Annotated in this window: 16 protein-coding genes; 8 read left to right on the top strand and 8 right to left on the bottom strand. The window is 41.6% G+C overall.

Features of this window, described 5'->3' with window-relative positions; genetic code table 11:
* Positions 1-4: 4 nt before the first annotated feature.
* Positions 5-451 carry a DNA polymerase III subunit chi gene (locus FFU37_RS12260; RefSeq protein WP_002962020.1) on the bottom strand — a complete coding sequence of 149 codons (447 nt, stop codon included), beginning with the start codon at positions 449-451 and terminating at the stop codon, positions 5-7.
* A 149-nt stretch (positions 452-600) separates the two neighbouring features.
* Entirely contained in the window at positions 601-2,112 is a 1,512-nt protein-coding gene (gene pepA, locus FFU37_RS12255; RefSeq protein WP_039490278.1) for a leucyl aminopeptidase, read from the bottom strand.
* A 309-nt stretch (positions 2,113-2,421) separates the two neighbouring features.
* Here pepA and lptF point away from each other — a divergent pair, with 309 nt between their 5' ends.
* Both lptF and lptG read left to right on the top strand, forming a co-directional pair.
* Positions 2,422-3,534, top strand: coding sequence for an LPS export ABC transporter permease LptF (lptF, locus tag FFU37_RS12250; RefSeq protein ID WP_138489600.1), 1,113 nt, complete (start codon positions 2,422-2,424; stop codon positions 3,532-3,534).
* The gene (gene lptG, locus FFU37_RS12245; RefSeq protein WP_024603537.1) at positions 3,531-4,598 is read left to right on the top strand and encodes an LPS export ABC transporter permease LptG; all 1,068 of its coding nucleotides are present in this window, start codon (positions 3,531-3,533) and stop codon (positions 4,596-4,598) included. The genes lptF and lptG overlap by 4 nt, the downstream gene beginning before the upstream one ends.
* An 80-nt stretch (positions 4,599-4,678) precedes the next feature.
* Here the strand turns inward: lptG and FFU37_RS12240 are convergent, their stop codons facing one another.
* The 3 genes from FFU37_RS12240 to FFU37_RS12230 all read right to left on the bottom strand — a co-directional run bounded on the left by FFU37_RS12240 (position 4,679) and on the right by FFU37_RS12230 (position 7,499).
* The gene (locus FFU37_RS12240; protein WP_002962012.1) at positions 4,679-5,179 is read right to left on the bottom strand and encodes an RDD family protein; all 501 of its coding nucleotides are present in this window, start codon (positions 5,177-5,179) and stop codon (positions 4,679-4,681) included.
* A 170-nt stretch (positions 5,180-5,349) separates the two neighbouring features.
* Positions 5,350-6,114, bottom strand: coding sequence for a DUF6515 family protein (locus FFU37_RS12235; protein ID WP_138489599.1), 765 nt, complete (start codon positions 6,112-6,114; stop codon positions 5,350-5,352).
* A gap of 245 nt (positions 6,115-6,359) precedes the next feature.
* Positions 6,360-7,499 carry an alkene reductase gene (locus FFU37_RS12230; RefSeq protein ID WP_138489598.1) on the bottom strand — a complete coding sequence of 380 codons (1,140 nt, stop codon included), beginning with the start codon at positions 7,497-7,499 and terminating at the stop codon, positions 6,360-6,362.
* Positions 7,500-7,579: 80 nt separating this feature from the next.
* Here FFU37_RS12230 and FFU37_RS12225 point away from each other — a divergent pair, with 80 nt between their 5' ends.
* The 6 genes from FFU37_RS12225 (at position 7,580) to FFU37_RS12200 (ending at position 16,294) form a co-directional block, all read left to right on the top strand.
* Positions 7,580-8,497 (top strand): LysR family transcriptional regulator, encoded by a 918-nt coding sequence (locus FFU37_RS12225; protein WP_217496772.1) that lies wholly within the window; start codon positions 7,580-7,582, stop codon positions 8,495-8,497.
* 133 nt (positions 8,498-8,630) lie between these two features.
* Positions 8,631-9,992 (top strand): TolC family protein, encoded by a 1,362-nt coding sequence (locus FFU37_RS12220; RefSeq protein WP_138489596.1) that lies wholly within the window; start codon positions 8,631-8,633, stop codon positions 9,990-9,992.
* Positions 9,989-11,134, top strand: coding sequence for an efflux RND transporter periplasmic adaptor subunit (locus FFU37_RS12215; RefSeq protein ID WP_138489595.1), 1,146 nt, complete (start codon positions 9,989-9,991; stop codon positions 11,132-11,134). The genes FFU37_RS12220 and FFU37_RS12215 overlap by 4 nt, the downstream gene beginning before the upstream one ends.
* Positions 11,134-14,322 carry an efflux RND transporter permease subunit gene (locus tag FFU37_RS12210; RefSeq protein ID WP_138489594.1) on the top strand — a complete coding sequence of 1,063 codons (3,189 nt, stop codon included), beginning with the start codon at positions 11,134-11,136 and terminating at the stop codon, positions 14,320-14,322. The genes FFU37_RS12215 and FFU37_RS12210 overlap by 1 nt, the downstream gene beginning before the upstream one ends.
* Complete coding sequence (locus tag FFU37_RS12205; protein ID WP_024596691.1) at positions 14,322-15,005, top strand: response regulator transcription factor; 684 nt, start codon at positions 14,322-14,324, stop codon at positions 15,003-15,005. The genes FFU37_RS12210 and FFU37_RS12205 overlap by 1 nt, the downstream gene beginning before the upstream one ends.
* The gene (locus FFU37_RS12200) at positions 15,002-16,294 is read left to right on the top strand and encodes a sensor histidine kinase (protein WP_175413906.1); all 1,293 of its coding nucleotides are present in this window, start codon (positions 15,002-15,004) and stop codon (positions 16,292-16,294) included. Before FFU37_RS12205 ends, FFU37_RS12200 begins: the two co-directional genes overlap by 4 nt.
* Before the next feature lie 237 nt (positions 16,295-16,531).
* Here the strand turns inward: FFU37_RS12200 and FFU37_RS12195 are convergent, their stop codons facing one another.
* The 3 genes from FFU37_RS12195 to FFU37_RS12185 all read right to left on the bottom strand — a co-directional run bounded on the left by FFU37_RS12195 (position 16,532) and on the right by FFU37_RS12185 (position 20,515).
* Positions 16,532-17,479 (bottom strand): alpha/beta hydrolase, encoded by a 948-nt coding sequence (locus FFU37_RS12195; RefSeq protein WP_138489593.1) that lies wholly within the window; start codon positions 17,477-17,479, stop codon positions 16,532-16,534.
* 107 nt (positions 17,480-17,586) lie between these two features.
* A complete protein-coding gene (locus tag FFU37_RS12190) occupies positions 17,587-18,444 on the bottom strand; it encodes an MBL fold metallo-hydrolase (protein WP_138489592.1) in 858 nt (285 codons plus the stop codon).
* A gap of 187 nt (positions 18,445-18,631) precedes the next feature.
* Positions 18,632-20,515, bottom strand: coding sequence for a propionyl-CoA synthetase (locus FFU37_RS12185; RefSeq protein WP_138489591.1), 1,884 nt, complete (start codon positions 20,513-20,515; stop codon positions 18,632-18,634).
* Between the last annotated feature and the right edge of the window lie 115 nt (positions 20,516-20,630).

Raw genomic sequence — 20,630 nt, 5'->3', positions numbered from 1 at the left:
TTGGCTAGCTATTAATATCTTGCGTGGTGAGATTGGCACCGAGTTGGCGTAGCTTTTTAAAACGCTCGCGGGCTGCTTGCTTAGCAGCTGGTTCTACGGGTACAAAATCAAAAACTTGGTTAAACCGACGAATGTAATCCGGTAACTGAGTAGCCAAGTTAATTAAAACTTTACGATTGCCAACAGGTGGCGTAATACCAATTTCTACAGGTGCGCCGCCTTTAGGGCCTTCACCTTGTAAATTATGTGGCACAAAACTATCTGGATCGAATGCCCAAATTATTTCATCAATGGCACAGGCTGCTTCGTTATCGTTAACACAAATAAACACACGTTGCCCATTTCGATACTGATCGGCTGCAATTTGAGCTGCCAATGCAAAATGATCGTCAGCCTTCGCTTTAGACTCATCTTGTTGCTTTAGAACGAAAAATTTAGCGTTCATGTTCATTGTATCGGGGTTTCCCATGACATTGAATGTATACCAAATTGATATACACAAATTAAGAGGCAGATTTTGCCATATAACGGGGTTTGCTTCAATTAATACACAAATAAATAAGGCGCCAAATGGCGCCTTATAAATAGCTAAATAGATTATTAATCGTGCGTAGCTTCGCTTACACCCGCTCGGTTTAATAAATACTGAGTAAGCATAGGAACAGGACGGCCCGTTGCGCCTTTTTTAGCGCCACTGCGCCACGCTGTACCGGCAACATCTAAATGTGCCCAATTATACTTTTTAGTAAATTTAGATAAGAAACATGCCGCAGTAATAGTACCCGCAGAGCGTCCACCTAAGTTCGTAAAGTCAGCAAATGGGCTTTCTAGTTGATCTTGATAGTCATCCCATAACGGTAACTGCCATGCACGGTCGCCACTTTGCTCAGACGCTTTTAATAAATCGTGTGCAAGTGGGTTATGGTTTGATAGTAAACCAGTAGCATGCGCGCCAAGGGCTACAATACACGCGCCAGTTAGCGTTGCTACGTCAATAACCGTATCTGGATTAAAGCGTTCAACATATGTTAGTGCGTCACATAATACTAAGCGGCCTTCAGCGTCGGTGTTTAATACTTCAACTGTTTGCCCTGACATTGTTGTTAAAATATCACCTGGACGATACGCATTTGAGCCAGGCATGTTTTCACAACCCGCTAAAACACCAATAACGTTAATCGGCAATTGCATTTGTGCAAGTGCACGCATTGCGCCAATAACGCCTGCTGCTCCGCCCATGTCGTATTTCATTTCGTCCATGCCTTCGCCTGGTTTTAATGAAATACCGCCTGAATCAAACGTTAGACCTTTACCAACAAGTACAATAGGGGCTTGGTCATCAGCGGCGCCTTTGTAGTTAATAATCGACATAATCGATTCGTTATCACTACCTCGGCCAACAGCTAGGTAAGAATTCATACCAAGTTCTGCCATTTGCTTTTCGCCAATAAGATCAACAGTAATGTTGTCAAAATCAGTTGCCAGCTCTTGTGCTTGTTCACCTAAGTACACAGGGTTACAAATATTTGGTGGCATATTAGCTACGTCTTTACATAGCTTACTACCTGCTGCAATGGCTAAACCATGCTCAATAGCGCTTTCGCCAATAGTTAGTTCGCGTCGTGTTGGTACGTTAAACACCATTTTGCGAAGTGGACGACGAGGGTCTACTTTTTTACTTTTCAGTTGGTTAAACGTATATAGGCAGTCTTGCGTTGTCTCAACTGCCTGACGTACTTTCCAGTAGGTGTCGCGACCTTTAACGTGTTGCTCTGTTAAAAAGCAGACTGCTTCCATAGAGCCCGTTTCGTTTAAGGTATTAATAGTTTTAGAAATGATTTGTTTATATTGCTTATCATCAAGCTCACGCTCTTTACCACAACCAACAAGCAATATGCGCTCGCTTAATACATTAGGTACATGGTGCAATAATAAAACTTGGCCTGGCTTACCTTCTAAATCGCCACGGCGAAGTAAATTAGAGATATAACCATCACTAATTTTATCGAGTTGTTCACCAATGGGGGATAACCTACGTGGCTCGTAAACGCCAACCACAATACATGCGCTGCGCTGTTTTTCTGGGCTACCACTTTTTACGTTAAATTCCATTGTTACTCCTGGTTTTGAGTCGTTTAAGTTACTAAGTTGGGGCTAAAAAAGTATTTTCTAGTCTTATCTACGTAACTTATGTAAGGATAATTCTTATTTTAGCTGATTTTGCTAGACTCTTACTGTGTAATTGAACTTTATATGCTTAAGGGCTACTAATGCAACATTATATCGTGCACTTAGGTAGGATAATTAATTTTGATGGCTTATAATAATAGCCTATTTGCCGGTATTAATTGGGTAAAATAGCTATTTAACTATTCAATTCTCACTATCGTAGTGAAATTCCATGTTTAACAGGGGCGAGCATTGCTAATTTTCCGTTATTTGACCGCTGAGGTTTTAAAATCGCAGGTCGCCGTATTTTTAACTTTGATGACAATATTTTTGTCACAAAAGTTAGTTGGTATTTTAGGTGATGCCTCTGAGGGCAGCATTCCTGCTAAATTAGTGTTATCGATGATTGCACTAAAACTTCCACAACTAGCCTCGCTAATACTTCCGCTGAGTATATTTTTAGGCATTATTTTAGCCTACAGCCGTATTTACGCCGATAGCGAAATGACCGTACTTAAAGCCTGTGGCGTAAGTGAATGGTATGTTGTGCGCGTAACGCTTATATCAAGTGTAGGGCTTGCTATATTAGCCGCAGCACTGACTATGTATATAGCGCCGTGGGCAAGCGAGCAAGAGTATCAATTAAAAGAGCAAGCCAAAGCCGATGCGGGGTTATCTGCACTCAGAGCTGGGCGGTTCCAAGAAACCGGTAACGAAAAAGCCGTGGTGTTTATTCATAATATTGAAAAGGGTGGCAAAGAGCTCAATAAGGTATTTGTTGCACAGTTACCCGATAGCGAAAAAGGCAACTTAGCGCGCTTAGTATATGCAGAGCAAGGTGTTGTGGTTGAAGCCGTAAATGGTGAGCAACAGCTCGTACTAACAGACGGTAAACGTTACGAAACAGATGGCGCAACGCCTGCACTTAACTTAACAGAATTTGATGGTTACAGCGTACAAATACGAGAACAAGAAATAGAGCACCAACGCCGTAAATTAGAGGCTGTGCCTACTAATCAATTACTCGCCATTAATACACCAGAATCTATTGCTCAATGGCAGTGGCGACTCGCTATTCCGTTATCAATTCCGCTACTTACCTTACTGGCAGTACCGCTAAGTGTGGTTAATCCTCGCCAAGGTAAATTTGCAAAACTAGTGCCTGCTATAAGCTTGTACTTAGGCTATTTTATTTTACTAAATGCCGCTAAATTTGCAGTTGAAGATGGCAAAATTCCGCCTTCAATTGGCTTGTGGTGGATTCACCTAAGTGCCTTATTTATAGGTGGGTTATTAATTATAAAAGGGCGACCGTTGGGCGCTTGGCTTAAAGCCGTTGTAACTAAGCGGGAGTTAGGCTCATGATGAAAACGCTTGATTGGTATTTAGGCCGCAGTATTTTACAAACTACCGGCTTTGCATTGTTGGTACTTGTTGGTATTAGCACCTTAATTAAGTTTATCGACCAGCTAAAGTCGGTAGGGCGTGGCAGTTACGATTTAATGACCGCAATGCTTTACACGCTTTACACAATACCTGGCGATTTAGTGGTGTTTTTTCCGATGGCTGCGCTAATTGGTGGCTTAACGGGGTTGGGGGCACTTGCCTCAAACAGTGAGCTGGTAGTGATGCAAGCGGCTGGTATGTCGCGCTTACAAATAATTGGCTCTGTGATGAAAACGGCCATATTTATGGCTGTATGCATGATGGCACTTGGCGAATGGGGTGCACCTGAAGCGCAATTACACGCCAAAGAAATGCGTAACCAAGCAATACATGGCGGCGATGTATTTAACACACAAAAAGGTGTATGGGCTAAAGACGGCAGCAATTTTATTAATATTGAAGATGTTGACGAAAACGGCAGGCTCAACGGGGTACACATGTACCACTTTGACAAATCGTTAGAGCTTACCCAAATCACTAAAGCAAAAGATGCACTGAGCCGAAAAGAAGGCTGGCTACTTCGTGATGTAAATAAGGTTATTATTACGAGCGAAAAAACCACAACAGAGCAACTACCAGAAGAGTTTTACCCTTCACAATTGACCGCTGAAAAGTTAGGGGTTGTTTCGGTAAAACCAGAGTCACTTTCATTTACTGGGCTTTGGTCGTATTTAACTTACTTAGAGCAAAACGAACAAGACACCAGTACCTACGAGCTTGCTCTGTGGCGTAAGCTTATGCAGCCTGTATCTGTAGCGGTAATGCTGCTGGTGGCGCTCTCGTTTATATTTGGCCCACTGCGTACCGTTACTATGGGCGCACGTATTATTATGGGTGTTGTAACGGGGATTGTGTTTCACTTAACTAATGAAATATTTGGCCCTGTAGTTATGGTTTACCAAATACCTGCCATTATAGGGGCGGTATTACCCAGTATTATATTTATAGGCTTTGCGACATATTTGATGAATAAACGGGTATAGAGTACCTATTCAAAGCATTAAAAAGGGTGACCAGTGGTCACCCTTTTTGCTTTTTAATTACCAGTTTTGGAAAGCTGGTATTAATCAAGCTCACTATAAATACGTCTGTTTTCTTCTTTAGTAAGCGCAATAACTTCTGTTTTAGATATGTAATCTTGCAGTGCTTTTTTGTTTTTAAAATCGACTAACACCACCAAATTACCTAAACCGAGTAAAGCGCTAACGCTGCGGATAATTGATTGCGGCCAGCTAATTAAATTACCCTCAAGAGTTTGTACTTTTAAACGCCATGCACGCATGCCAATGGTTTGCCCGCTTTTAGTCCAAAAGTAGCCAAAAAATACTAAGCTAACAATAATTAAAAGAGCGGTACGAATACCCGAAAGAAGATTTGAATTTTGAATAAATGCAGATACATCCTCTGCGCCATTTAAACTAATTACATCGAGAGAAATAAGCCCCTGTACTGCAAATAAATACAGCACTACAGTTAACATCGCAAACGCAATAATGGCTAACGTATCGTAGACCAACGACGCAAAACGGCGCCAAAAACCAGCACGTGGAAACTCACCCGACATAAATACACTCTCACTATTAATATGCGAGCTAGTTTAACAAAAAAGCTTACAAATACTAAGACATGTTAATGTTTAGAGAGAATTGATTTTATTGCTGTAAATTACTACCTACGGAGGGGAATGGAAAAGACCCTACTATTTACAGTAAGGCCTTTTAATTTATAGCGAGTTTAACCTAGCTTAATGGCAAGGTATTTTATGTCGTCACCACTTATTTGCGGTAAAAAATAAATATCGCCGTATTTAAAATACTGCTGTGAGTTAATTATTACGGCCTGTGCTGCCTGAGGCAGTGAGTCGTAAGTTTGGCCCAAGCTATAATCATTCACATTACCCACTTTTACTGCCTGATTAAGGCGAGTTGATGGCTCATCAACAACCGTATAACCATCATTATCCGCAATGTAGTATACATTTTGATAAGTGTAGTAAGTCGTATTATGGTGTTTAAAATGCCTGTAATTTCTTGGTAGCGTATTTATACGCAGGCCCCTAGGTGGTTTAACAACATGGTAGCCTCTTTTAGCTTTACGGTAATAAAGGCCGTCGTTAAACGTAAACGAAATACCATTAAATCTGATTGATGCGCTATTGCGTGGTAAATGGTTTATAAATCGATTTTGTCTGTAAGCGACTGAATTGTGATGGCTTGTTAAGTAGTTATATTTTCGCTGGTTGTAGCGGTGTAGTTCACGCTTTTTTTGTTTGTACTTAGCAAGTTTACGTTTTTCTTGCTTACGGTCTTCTCGTTTTTCTTTTTTATGCTCAATACGCTGCTTTTTTTCATGGCGGCGTTCATCGCGTTTATATTCAACACGTTTTTCGTGGTCACGTTTAAAGCTTTTATCATTCTCTCGCTCGTTTTGTGCTCCAAGCGCAGAGCCTGATACTGCGCCAATGGCGAGCAGGGCAGGTAGTAAAAAAGTAAGTTTCATAGTATTGCCTCGTTTATGTTTTTACATAACTGGGTTCAATACTAGCGGCTCAAACTGAATGTTAACTGACATACAACAGCAAACGGAGTTAAGCTTACAGCTTTTTACATTTTACTGACGGTTCTTGACATAATCTCTAGTTTTTGACGATTATAGGAACGCTTTAATATATCAAAATGATTAGTCGTGTCACAAAAAATGGCTATTAAATTAGTAATTAAGCCTTCCTTGGCTTTGCTGGTTAATTACTTTTGATAAAAAGGATAATCGCTATAACCTACTTCAGTACCGCCATACATAGTGGCTGCATCAGCTTCGTTAAACGTCCAATTATTTGCTATACGCTCTGGTAAATCAGGGTTAGCTATAAATGGGCGACCAAATGCAAATAAGTCACCGTAACCTTCACCTAAAATACGCACTGCTTTTTCTACTGTGTATTTACCTGCATAAATAATGCGCCCTGAAAATTCAGCTCGGACTGCTTTATAAAATTCTTGTGGTAAATCGGGAGCGTTATCCCAATCAGCTTCCGCAATCGATAAGTAAGCAATACCTGCTTGCTCAAGCACTTTAACTGCCTGGATATAAGTGTGATGAGGGTTTGATTCAACAAGCCCTAAATACACTCGTGTTTCATCTGTGCTTTCAAATAAAGGAGCAAAGCGTACACCTAAACGGTTTGCGCCTACAACGTCACTTACCGCTTCAACTATCTCTTTTAAAAAGCGCAGGCGATTACTAAGCGTTCCACCGTATTGATCGTCACGGTTATTAGTATGTTCAGAAATAAACTGATTAACTAAATAGCCGTTAGCACAATGAAGCTCCACACCATCAAAGCCAGCTTCTAGAGCATTGCGTGCAGCTTGCGCATACATGTTTACTAGCTCGCCAACCTCAGTAGTACTTAATGCACGAGGCTCACTTGGGTCAGCCAATGCGCCTTCACCAGGTGCGGTTTCAATAAATACTTTTACATTGTCAGCTGCAATGTCTGAAGGGCCAACCGGTTTACCTGAATTTGGTTGTAGTGTGGCGTGCGATACGCGGCCTACATGCCAAAGCTGAGCAAAAATAACACCGCCTTTAGCGTGTACTGCTTGTGTTACTTTTTTCCAGCCTTCAATTTGTGCTTGCGAGTGAATACCTGGGGTCCAAGCGTAACCTTGCCCACAAGGTTCTATTTGTGTGCCTTCGGTAACCATAAAACCAGCCGATGCGCGCTGCGAGTAATACTCAGCCATTAATTCATTAGGAATATTGCCAGGCTGAGTGCTGCGAGAGCGAGTAAGAGGAGGCATCACAATACGGTTTTTAAGTGTAAAAGGGCCAAGCTCAATTGATGAGAATAAAGGAGCGGTATTAACTAAATCTGATTTCATTTTAAATTCTCTTATAAAGCAAACAAAGGCTTAAATAGTGGTTAAGCAACATTGGCAGCATAGAGATTTAAAGATACAATTTGAAACAACACTTTTTTGTGAAGTATACAATTATGAATGGTATCAATCGGCTTGATATAAAGCAGTTAAGAGTACTCAGTAGCTTATTAGAACTGAAAAATCTTTCACAAGTAGCCAAAAAAATGGGGTTAACGCAACAGGCTATTAGTGAGCAACTACGAAAACTACGAGACTTATTTGACGATCGCTTGTTTATTCGCCAAGGCAATAACATGGTTGCTACTCCTAAAGCGCAAGGGCTCAAGGCACCTATTAATAATATTTTAAAGCAATTAGAGTCGTTACTAGAGCCCGAGCAGTTTAGCCCGCAAACTTATAAAGGTGTGTTTACCATAAGCGCAACCGACTACGCCACGCAGGCCTTATTGCCGCAATTATTTAATATTACCCGCCGCGAAGCGCCAGGTTTAAAGCTGATTGTGCGCGACTTTGCATCAGATAACGTTAATCAACTTATAACGGCAGGCGAGCTAGATTTGCTGATAAGCTTTCCAGAATTTATACCCGACAACCTTTCTTATATCACCTTGTTTGAAGAACAGCATTTGTGTATTACCGGTATAGGTAATACTACTTACACTGAACCTTTGAGCTTGGCGCAATTTGCAAAGCATTCACAGCTAGTGGTATCGCCATCACGCGCTAATTTGCGCGGATCGCACGATCAGTGGTTTGAAAGCCAAGGGCTAAAACGTAATATTGTAATGTCGGTCCCGAGCTTTTCAGCGGTGCCCGATATTTTACATACAACCGATATGCTCGCGTTTTACCCATCAAGATTATTACCAAACAGCAAAGTTAAACAGCTAAAAATAGAAGCTCTGCCTCCTACATTTAAAGTAATAGCCGCATGGCATCCGCGTACCAATAACAGCCCAATCCATAAATGGTTGATAGAGCAATTACAAAACTTATAACGATATAAAACATCTAAAGTGACTACTTTTTACTGTTAAATTAGCAACCCAATATTTAGATTAAATCATTTAACCCCTCCTTAACCCTCGACCTAATAAGCTATGTGTAATAGTACGAATTAGGCATAGTTAAATGGTTTATTTTAAAAAGCACTCAACAGGTTTTTTACTTGCACTTAGTTGTACGCTTGCTGCATGTAGTAGTCAGCCAAGCTATCAAGGTAATAGTACTGAGCAGTCGCTAAAACAACATACAAACTGGCAGTACACGCAAAGTAACGCGCAGCACGTAAATTACATTACCGATTTGGTGGATATTGAAGGGCTTGATTCACTTATTGAGCAAGCTGTTACTAATAACCCATCGTTTAATCAAGTGCATGTTGCATTAAAACTAGCTTATGCGCAGCGTGATGTAACTGCTGCAAGTCAGTGGTTTAGTGTAGATGCAGGATTTGACGCGCAGCGCAGTAAAACCGAAGGCACGCAATACAGCTCATCAGTAGGTATAAGTTGGGAAGCCGATATATGGCAAAAAATTGCTGACAACGTAGCCGCGCAAGATATGACTATTGCCAGTAACCAAGCTACTTATCAAGGCGCTAAAGACACATTAGTAGCGAGTGTTATTCGTACTTATTTAAATATTATTTTGCAGCAAAATTTGCTCGATATAGAGCAGCAACGTTTAGTTGTTTTACAAAATAATGAGCAAAGTATTGTAGAGCGCTACCAATATGGATTAGGTGATTTAGAAGCGCTTGATACCGCCCGTACTAGCACGGCATCTACCCGCGCGACCATTGCCGATTACGAAGAACAAATAGCAAAAGCAAAGCGTGCTTTAATGCTAATTGTAGGCACTGATAAACTTCAAAACCTGCCAAGTACATTAACACTGCCAAGCGTTATTGAGCCATTAAGTACATTACCAGAGCAAGATTTGGCGCGCCGACCTGACTTACAAAGTGCCTATTACAACATTCAGGCAAAGCATTACTTGGTTGATGTATCGTACAAAGAGTTACTACCGAGTATTTCGCTTTCGGCATCACTGAGTGATTTAGCAAGCACGCCAAGCCAAGCATTACTAACCAGCCCAGTGTGGAGTTTATTAGGCAGTTTAAGTGCCCCTTTATTTGAAGGTGGAGCACTGCGTGCGCAAGTTGATATTGCAAAATTAAATGCCGAGCAAGCGTTTTGGCAGTACCAAGATACGCTGCTAAGTGCGGTAAACGAAGTTGAAAATGCACTCGGGCAGGAGCAATCATTAACCGAGCAGCAACTGCAAATTAGCAATGCACTTGCTAGCGCTAAACGCAGCTTTAGTAACTATCAAAGTAAGTATCAACAAGGTTTGGTTGATATTTTAGATTTGCTAACAGTGCAACAAAAAGTATACGACCTGCAAGCCCAGCTTAGCCAAATAAACTACACCCTTTTAACTAACCGCATAGATTTAGGCCTCGCTTTGGGCCTTGGAGTATCGTCATGAAAATTTCGCCAACACCGGTTGTTGTAACGCTTGTTGCTATTGTTTGTATAGGGCTTGCTATTGTGTATAACGGTCAAAAAATGGCTGAAAAAGCAAATAGTCCACAACCTGCCGCTATTAAAGCTATTGCCCCAAATGTATCGGTAATTAATGCAGCTCCGAGCACTTATCAGGCTTATGTTAGCGGCCACGGTGAAGCTAAAGCGCATTGGTCACTTAGCTTAAAAGCACAAGTTAAAGGCGAAGTAACCAGTATGAGCGAGCAATTTGCGACCGGTAACTTAATAACTAAAGGCCAAGTGTTTGCACAAATTGATGACACCGAATACTTACAAGCTCTAGCTAGCGCAAAAGCAACATTGGCTGATGCAAAACTAGCACTGCAAGAAGAACAAGATTTAGGTAATCAAGCAAAACGTGAATGGGATCGCTCAGGCGTTACGCAAGCGCCAAGCTCGCCGCTTGTATTTAGAACGCTACAACTAGAAGCCGCGCAAGCTACACTCGATAAAGCACAATATGCACTTAAAACCGCACAGCGTGATGTAAATAACACCCAGTTAAGTGCACCATTTGACGCTGTTATTTTATCGCGCGATATAGATTTAGGTACTTATGTGAGTATTGGCGATACGCTTGCCACGCTAAACAGCACTGACAAAGTAGAAATAACGGTGCCGCTTTCATTAAGTCAGTGGCAAAACCTAGCAAATAATAAATCAGGCGAGGTTATTTTAACTGATGTAACCACTAATACTAAATGGAACGGTTATATTGCACGTTTTGAGCAACACCTTGATGACAGCTCGCGTCAGCGCAGCGTAATTGTTGCCTTAGATAAACCCTTTGAGCAAACAACGCCGTTACTGCCTGGCACATTTTTAGCGGTAGAAATTGCCGGTAAGCAGTTAACTAACGTAATAAAACTGCCTGCTTCGGCGGTATCTCAAGATGGCTTAATTTGGTACGTAAATGATCAAAATAGCTTAGTAAGCACACACGCTAATAAAGTATTTGAGCGTGGGGATTACGTATATATTACGCCAGTAGATGGTGCTAAAAATCTAAAAGTGGTGGCGCGCCCACTTGTTAGTTACTTAAACGACATGAAAGTAAATCCAATAGTTGAGGAGATACAATAATGAGCCCTCATCAACCACCTCAAATACCCAGTAATAATAACCCGCTGCACGGTATTATTAATTGGTTTGCAAATAACTCTGTTGCCGCTAACTTATTGTTAGTTAGTGTGATTGTAATGGGTATTATGTCGCTTACGACTTTACGTAAAGAGGCTTTTCCTAGTTTAGAGCCAGATACTATTTCGGTATCGGTGGTTTACGACAGTGGCGATGCATTGCAAGCCGAAGAAGGAATAGCGTTAAAAATTGAAGAAGCGCTCGAAACCGTATCAGGTATTAAACGTATTACCTCTACATCCGATGCTAGCGGCAGCCATGTAAGCATTGAAAAAAGTACTGATTACTCACTCGATGAGTTACTTGTTGACGTTAAAAACCAAGTTGACGCTATTAATAACTTTCCGGCAGATGCCGAGCAACCTGTTATTGATAAAGCCCGTAGGCAAGATCATGCATTAACGCTGCAACTTTTTGGGGATGCCGATCGCCATACATTACAAAATCTGGGTGAAAAACTTAAAGCCGATTTATTAGCGCAATCAGGCATTAGCGATGTAGCGCAGTCGGGTGTGATTGATCCGATGATGTCCATAGAAATCGACGAAGGTAAATTACAAGCGTATGGCTTAACTATTAGTGATGTAAGTGAGGTCATAAATAATGAGTCATCAAGCCCGCTTTCGACTAGTTTGCGCGATAGCAGTAAAATCATACACTTAAAAGCCGCCGACCAAGCTTACTGGCAGCGCGACTTTGCCAATATTGTATTGTTGAGCACTGCATCAGGCACACAAATTAAGTTAGGCGATGTAGCCACCGTTACCGACTCATTTGCCGAAGATAGCAACTCATTAAGCCGTTATAACCAACAAAATGCCGTAGGCGTTGAAATTTTAATGGGCGATAACAGCGATATAACTACCATTGTTGAACAAGCTAATAGCGTAATAGATAAATGGCACGAAAGCGGTTTATTACCTCAAAACGTAGAGCTTGAAAGCTGGCACGACAAAAGTACCATGATCACCGAGCGTTTATCGCTACTTACTAAAAATGCGGTGACCGGTATTATTATGGTGTTTGTAATACTTGCCATATTTTTAAACGTACGCGTAGCGCTATGGGTGGCTGGTGGCTTGCCGTTTGTATTTTTTGGCACGCTTTATTTTATGACCGATGGCTACACCGCACTGACCATAAACGAAATGACCACCTTTGGCTTTATTATGGCGCTGGGCATAGTGGTAGACGACGCCGTTGTTGTAGGCGAGAGTATTTACACCACACGTAAAAAACATGGCGATACATTAAATAATACAGTTTTAGGCACCATGAAGGTTGCTGTGCCAACAATATTTGGGGTGTTAACCACGGTGGCTGCGTTTGTAGCGCTTTCGAATGTGTCGGGCAACTTAGGTAAAATTTACTCTCAATTTGCCACTGTAGTGACCATTTGTTTACTGCTTTCAGTTGTTGAATCAAAACTTATTTTACCATCGCATTTAGCCCACATTAGTACTAAACGCCAAGTTAAAAAAGGCTTAGCAGGTCTGTGGTCAAAAATACAACATGGTGCTGATAGCGGCTTAAGCTGGTTTAGCAAAAACATTTACTGCAAGGTTATTGAATTTTCACTGCGCTTTAGATACGCCGTAGTGGCTGCGTTTATCGCCTTTTTTATATTAGTTATTGGCATGCCGATGACAGGCACAGTTAAAGTTGGTTTTTTCCCAAGTATTGCAGGCGATACCGTAACAGCCGATTTGGTTATGCAAAACGACGCCGCTTATGGGCAAACAAACAAAAACTTACTAACGCTTGAGCAAAGTGCATTACAAGCTGAGCAAAACTTAATGACTAAGTTGAACTCTGACAAAAGCGAAATAACCAGCCTACAAGTCATTAGTAGCAGCGACACCAGCGGTGAAGTAAGCGTTGAGCTATTAAACGAAGGCGCTTATACAGCAAGCGAATTTGCTCAAGAGTGGCAGCGCGTAGCAGGTAGCCTTGAGGGCAGTAAAAAATTACAAATATTAGCCACGCGTAAAATGGTTGATAACTTTAAAGTTGAGCTTAAAGCGTGGGACGACGAAACCGTAATGGCGGCGGGCGCACTATTTAAGGAGCGCTTACAAAATACCGCAGGCGTTAACGGAATAGACGACAACTTAAACCCAGGTCAGCCACAGCTTAAATTTACCCTAAATGCACAAGGGCGCGCGCTTGGCATGGATACAGCCAGTTTATCAAAGCAAGTACTGCAAGCCTTTGGTGGTGCAGTTGTACAGCGCTACCAACGTAATAAAGACGAAGTTAAAGTACGTGTACGCTACCCAGAAGATGCTCGTAAAACACCTGCCGATATAATGCAGTCGCGTATTCGCCTACCCGATGGCACGGTTGTCCCTTTAGTTAACGTAGCCACAGTAAGCAGTGAATATCAGCAAGATGAAATAACCCGCATTGATGGACTTCGTGCAATTTATTTAAGCGCCCAAGTGGATAAAAACGTGATTGCTCCAAACGAGTTAGTTGCTAACTTAAAGCGCGACTTAATTCCTGAGTTAACACAGCAATTTCCTAACTTAAGTGTGTATTTTGCAGGAGAGGCAGAGCAACAAAGCGAAACCACCAGTTCAATGAGCACTATGTTTGTAGCGGCTTTATTAGTTATTTACGTGTTGCTGGCTATTCCGCTTAAATCGTACATTCAACCTATGTTGATTATGGTAGCAATTCCGTTTGGCATTGTGGGCGCTATTTTAGGACATTGGTGGAACGACTTAACCATTAGTATATTGTCGTTAAATGGTATTTTGGCGCTCAGTGGAGTAGTTGTAAACGACAGCTTATTACTTGTTTCACGCTTTAACGAACTAGTAAAAGAAGAGAGCATGAGCACGCACGATGCCATAGTTGAGTCGTGTACGAGCCGGTTACGTGCGGTATTACTTACCTCAATTACGACGTACGCAGGCTTAGTGCCGCTACTTAGCGAAACCTCAATGCAGGCACAGTTTTTAATTCCTGCTGCGGCATCACTTGGCTACGGTATTTTGTTTGCCACGGTTATTACCTTAATACTTATACCGGCATTATTGATGATTCAAACCGATGCTAAACGCGGTATTGATGCTGTGCTAATATCGCTAGGTGCTAAAAATAAAACGCAGGAAGTAGCCTCTTAATGATAAACGTACTACTGGTTGAAGACGACATAGATTTGGCAACCACCATTGTTGATTATCTCGAAATTGAGTCAATAGAGTGTGACCATGCAAGCAATGGCGTAATGGGTTTAAATTTAATAGAACGTAATCAATATCAAATGATTATATTAGATGTAAACATGCCCAAAATGGACGGTTTAACCATGTGTAAATCATTGCGTGAGCAAGGCATTGATATACCTGTATTAATGCTGACAGCGCGCGATAGCCTCGACAATAAGCTTGAGGGGTTTGCAGCCGGTAGTGACGACTATTTAGTAAAACCATTTGCGATGAAAGAGCTAGTAGCGCGGGTTCAAGTATTAGCAAAGCGTAAAAGTGGAGAGGTTAAGCGACTTACCTTTGCTAATTTAACACTTAATTTAACCGCGCATACAGCAACAGTGGCTGCGCACAGTTTAAAGTTATCACCCATTACTTTTAAGTTATTAGAAGTGCTTGTACGAGAGCAGCAAAAACCGGTAACCCGACAGGTAATTATGCAAGCAATATGGGGAGACGATCAGCCAGACAGCAATAGCTTAAAAGTGCATATTCATCATTTGCGTAAACAGCTAGAGCAAGCGCATTGCCAAGCCGTACTAGAAACAATACCCAGTGTAGGGTTTGCGCTAAAATTAAAAAATGGGACTCAAGCATGAAAATTAGACCCAGCCTGAGGTTGTATTTTTTTGCCACCATGGTGCTTTTAAGTTCATTAATGGCAATTGGTTTTTCGTTTTTAAGTGTTAATTATTTTATTGATGGCTTAGACCGAGGGTTAAATGGCGTAATGCATGCGCTTTCGCAATCTACTGAGGTTAAAAACGGTGAACCTGCAGAAATGATTGGCTTTAAAATAGCGAGTCGCTGGGAAGACATGCCAAGCGAAATTCAGCAACGCTTTACAAAGCCTACAGAGATTGGCGTATTGCAAAAAAGCAAAGTAAAACCATCGTTTTTTTCAATGCCGGAAGACCTCTATTTTGTAGCGTATTTTCAAAACCCTGCAGGGGAGCCCCGTTACGTATCACGCATTATGCTTGAAAAAGAGCGCCTTAAAAAACAAAGCTCACCCGATAAACCTATAAAAAAGTTGGCATGGATAGCGTTAACAGGGGTTACGGCAATTGCTTTATTTACCTTCTTTTTGTTTATGGTAATGAAAAAAATAGCTAAGCCAGTTGAATCGCTACGTGGTTGGGCTAAGTCGTTAAATCAAAATAATTTACAAAACACGCCGCCCGACTTTACCTATAACGAACTAAATACCTTGGCAACGTTAATACGCAGTAGCTTGCTTTCTGCTCACGAGAGCCTTGAGCGAGAGCAGCGCTTTTTAAGTTATGCGAGCCACGAGTTACGTACACCAATTTCGGTTATTCGCAGCAACGTTGAGTTACTTAACCGCTTAAGCGAAAAAACTCCGTTAAGTGATAAACAGCAACTTACACTGCAGCGAATAGAGCGCGCCGGTTTAACCATGAGCGATTTAACCGAGACGTTATTGTGGCTTAGCAGAAATGACGACCAGCAAAGTGCACCAGAGCCTGTAAACCTAGCCGAAAAAATAACGACCTTGAGTAATGAACTCGATTATTTACTCAATTCAAAACAAGTTGATGTACTTATAAATACCGATAACCAAAGTACAACTATTAATACCGAAGCCACCGCATGCCACATTGTGCTTACTAACTTAATACGTAATGCGTATCAGCATACGCAACAAGGGCAAGTGCGAATTACTCAGCAGGGTAGCCGTGTAATTATAGTAAATAGCAGCGCACAAACTGATACGCCACACGCCACCAATAACACAGACAAGCCCGCTAATATTGGCTACGGTTTAGGATTAGAGTTAAGCGAAAAAATAATAAAACGACACGGTTGGGTATACGAAGTAAACGACATGCCTGGGCGTTATGAAGTGGTGGTTGATTTTAGCTAATACGCTTTTTTATGATTAATGATGGGGCGTATTACTTATAATACCATCCGCAATAATACTTAATCATTTTGAGGGGCTAAACGTGTCGCTACCTGTGTTAAAAAATTCTCATTTACGACTGCATGGATGCAGAAGCAATTGCCGAGAACAACTAAATAGCGAATTTTTTGCCTAGCTATCAACACGTTTTTCCATCCTCAAAATAGATCACTTAATTAAGCCGATTGGTATAAATGATTACTCGGGGGCAGCTTGCTTGGTTTTTCTAAACATAAACTCAAGGGGAATATGTAAGCGTTTGGCCCATGCGTTTTCGGTGTGATCTTCCCCAGGGAAGTACTGACTTTGCCAAAGTTTTGCTGGGTATTTTTGCGCCATAAATAAATCATCAATTTGCGCTTGTAACTTAGGGTACATGGCATCTAAGGTACTATCGCCATAATCAAAATACACTTTTTGGTTACTTAGCTTTGTGATGTTGTTGGCAATGTAGTTTTTAAACTGGGCAAATACTTCGTCATCGTGGCTAAAAATACCTGGCCAGTGGGTCGACATACAAATAGCGCCGGCAAATTCGTTAGGGTAATTAAGTAGTGTGTACCACGATATTAGCCCACCCATGCTAGAGCCACCAATATAGCGGTGCTGCGCGCCTTTGTTTACGTTGTAGTTAGACTCAATATAAGGAATAACTTCTTTGACTAAAAAGCGTGAGTAGTTATCTGAGTAAACCTTAGAGGCAAATAATTTATGCCCTGGGTATTTTTCTAACTGGTAAAGGGCGTTTTGCTTTTGCTTGCTTAAGGCCTCAAACGGTTGTTGTGGGTAGTATTCGCTGTGGCGGTTTTCTACGGCGTTTGGAATGCCTACCACAATAAATGGGCGTACTTTGCCTTGCTCTATTAATGTGCCGGCTACTTCATCTACGCGCCATTCTTGCTTGTTCCATGTGCTATTTGCATCAAACAACATGCGGCCATCATGCATGTAGAGCACGTCGTAGTTGGTGTTTTTGTTGTAACCTGGCGGTAGCCAAACATTTAAAAAGCGGTTTTTTACAAACTGTGATTCTATATTGTCGATTACCTCAATTTGGCCTTTACTTACTTGCATGGTGGCCGTGTTTGCATAGCTGGTATGCACTACAAATATTGATAAGCTAAACAGTAAAGCAACTAATTTCATGGTGGCGCCTTAGCATACAAAAAGTACACTATCACAAGCTTGCACTGTTAATTCAATGTGAATACGTATGCACTTGTATTCAAGCAACAAATGCACACGCATACAATTTATAAATCGCTGCGCCAGCCCATGCCGGATTCTTCCATGAGGCGCTTGTATACCCCTTCAATATTAAGTGGCAGCCAGGCTTGGTATTGCTTTAAATCTGAAAATTCATCGAGCTTAATGTTTTGTTTTATTTGCTCTAGGCTTTGCCCTGCAAGCGCAGCCTTGGTTACTTGGCTGTAAAGCTGCTCTAAATAGCTTAAGTAACGTGCTACATCGGCTTTATTACCCATATCGGCATGTCCGCCTACAAAGGTATTAAAGTCGTATTTGAGTACCGCTTGGGTTGAATTAATCATGCCTTGAATATCGTAACTCCACAGTTTTTGCCATGGCATTCTGCCAATAACAATCCAATCAACTACAAATAGTGTTTTTTGCTTTTCGAATAATATACTAACCGAACCACGACCATCGTTTGGACCATGGTAGTTAAGCTTTACTGTGGAATCACCAAGGGTAAGTAGTAGCTCGTTATCAAAAGTAAGGCTGGGCGTTACTGTTTTCATTTGCGTGTTTTTAATATCTTGCGCAGCGAGTTTATGCGCTACAAACGTGGTGTGCGGGCTTTTAAATACCTCGGCGCCGTAAATATGATCGCTGTGATTATGGCTATAAATTACATACTTTACCGGTACGTTATAGCGGGTTTTAATTTGCTCGTTTAACCAGGTGGCGGCTTTTTTATTAAGCGGGTCGGTAACAATTGCGCCCTCAGAAGTGATTAAAAATATTGAGCGGTGTCTGTCGTCTATAAAGCGGTGTAAGCCATCTCCTAAGTCTTCTATTTCATAGGCTTGTGTGGCAAAGCCTATAAATAATAGGGCTGTGGTTAATAGTTTTTGTAGCAAGCGGGGCATACACCATTCCTTTTTAAATTGATTAAATTAATAACGCTATCAAAAGAAGAAAGCATTAAGCCGTAAAAAATTTCAGCTGTTGGTTAAATTAAAGCTTAAACTCTAACCAAAGCTTAAGTAAAAGGATCAAATATAAGGATGAAATAAAAAGCCATTATAAAAATGGCTTTAGATAGGTTGGTTGGGTTTATCTTTGTGTTAGTTGTTGGTTTATTTCTTCAAAGATACTGGCATCATCTATGGTTGAAGGTATTTGTAGCTCTTCGCCATCAACCAGTTGGCGCAAATTTTTACGCAGTATTTTACCCGAGCGTGTTTTGGGCAACCTATCTACGCTAACTATATTTTTAAGGCACGCAATAGCGCCAATCTGATTACGAACACTTAAAACAAGCGCTTGTTCCACGTCGGTACTTGAGCCCATAAAATCATTTTTAAGCACGATCATTCCCATAGGAAGTTGCCCCTTTAGAGGATCGTTCACACCAAAAACAGCGCATTCAGCAACAGCAGGGTGCGCGGCTACTATCTCTTCCATTTCGCCGGTAGAAAGCCTATGTCCTGCTACATTTATAACGTCGTCGGTTCTGCCCATAATAAATAGGTAGCCGTCTTCATCAATATAACCACCATCGCCAGATAAATAATAACCTTCGTATTCATTTAGGTAGCTTGCTTTAAAGCGCGTGGTATCCTGCCAAATAGTTGGTAGGCAACCTGGTGGAAGTGGCAGTTTAATTACCACGGCGCCTTGCTCGTTAGCTGCGCATTCATTGCCATCCATATCTAATATTCGCACGTCAAAACCTGGAGTAGGCACGGTAGAGCTGCCAGGTTTTGTTGCTAAGTACTCAAGCCCTACAGGGTTACAAGCAATAGCCCAGCCGGTTTCTGTTTGCCACCAATGATCGAGCACTGGCAGTTTGGTTTTTTCTTTAAGCCACTCGTAAGTGGGAGGATCTAACCGCTCGCCAGCTAAAAATAAACGTTTTAAGCTTGAGGTATCGTATTGATTAAAACCATCGGCATTTGGATCCTCTTTTTTAATTGCTCTAAATGCGGTGGGGGCACTAAATAATGCATTTACTTTATATTCTTCTACCACGCGCCAAAATGCACTAGCATCGGGCGTTTTAACGGGTTTACCTTCATATAATACGGTCGCGCAGCGATACATTAGCGGTGCGTAAACTATATAAGAGTGCCCAACCACCCAGCCAATGTCAGACGCTGCCCAAAATACGTCGCCGGGCTTCATACCATAAACGGTTGCCATGCTGTATTGCATTGCCACTGCGTGACCGCCATTTTCGCGTACTACGCCTTTGGGTGTGCCTGTCGTGCCTGAGGTATATAAAATATAAAGCGGATCATCTCCATTTACAGGCATCGGATCTGCGCTTGCAGCCGTTTGCATTGCCTGAGTCCAATCTATGTCTCGTTTAGGCTTAAGAGTGGCGGTTACTTGTGGACGCTGATAAATAACGCAGTGTTCTACTTTATGCGCAGCAAGCTCTATTGCGTTATCAATGAGTGGTTTGTATTCAATAACGCTGTTTACTTCAACACCGCATGAGGCGCTAAGTATAAGTTTGGGCTTGGCATCATCAATGCGTACAGCCAATTCGTGTGCAGCAAACCCACCAAATACCACCGAATGAATAGCACCAAGGCGAGCGCACGCCAACATACCAATAACCGCTTGTGGGATCATTGGCATATAAATAACAACGCGATCGCCTTTTGTAACGCCTAACGATTGTATTACGCCTGCAAATTTAGCAACTTCTTGTTGTAGTTGTGAGTAGCTGTAAGTTTGCTTTGTATTAGTGACTGGGGAGTCGTAAATCAGTGCTGTTTGCTCGCCAAATCCGGCAATAACGTGCTGGTCTAGCGCTAAAAAGCTAGTGTTTAATTGCCCGTCGCTAAACCAATGATAAAGCCCGTCGTCGTCTTGTGTGTATGCTTTTGTGGGGGTTTTATACCACGGAATATTTTTACTTTGTTCGAGCCAAAATTGGGCTGGGTTTTGCTTAAAGGCATTATATTGCTGTTTATATTTGCCTGACATGTAAGGCTCCTAAAGCTAAATTTGTGTGTGAGAGACCTTACAAAATGTAGGCTTTTTTTAGCAAGCAAGCTATTCGACCTTGGTCGGCTAAAAGTTAATCAATACACTGGTTTTA

The organism is Pseudoalteromonas distincta (assembly GCF_005877035.1).
Taxonomy (GTDB): domain Bacteria; phylum Pseudomonadota; class Gammaproteobacteria; order Enterobacterales; family Alteromonadaceae; genus Pseudoalteromonas; species Pseudoalteromonas distincta.
Note: the sequence above shows the minus strand (reverse complement) of the source record. Positions and strands in the feature narration are given on the sequence as shown.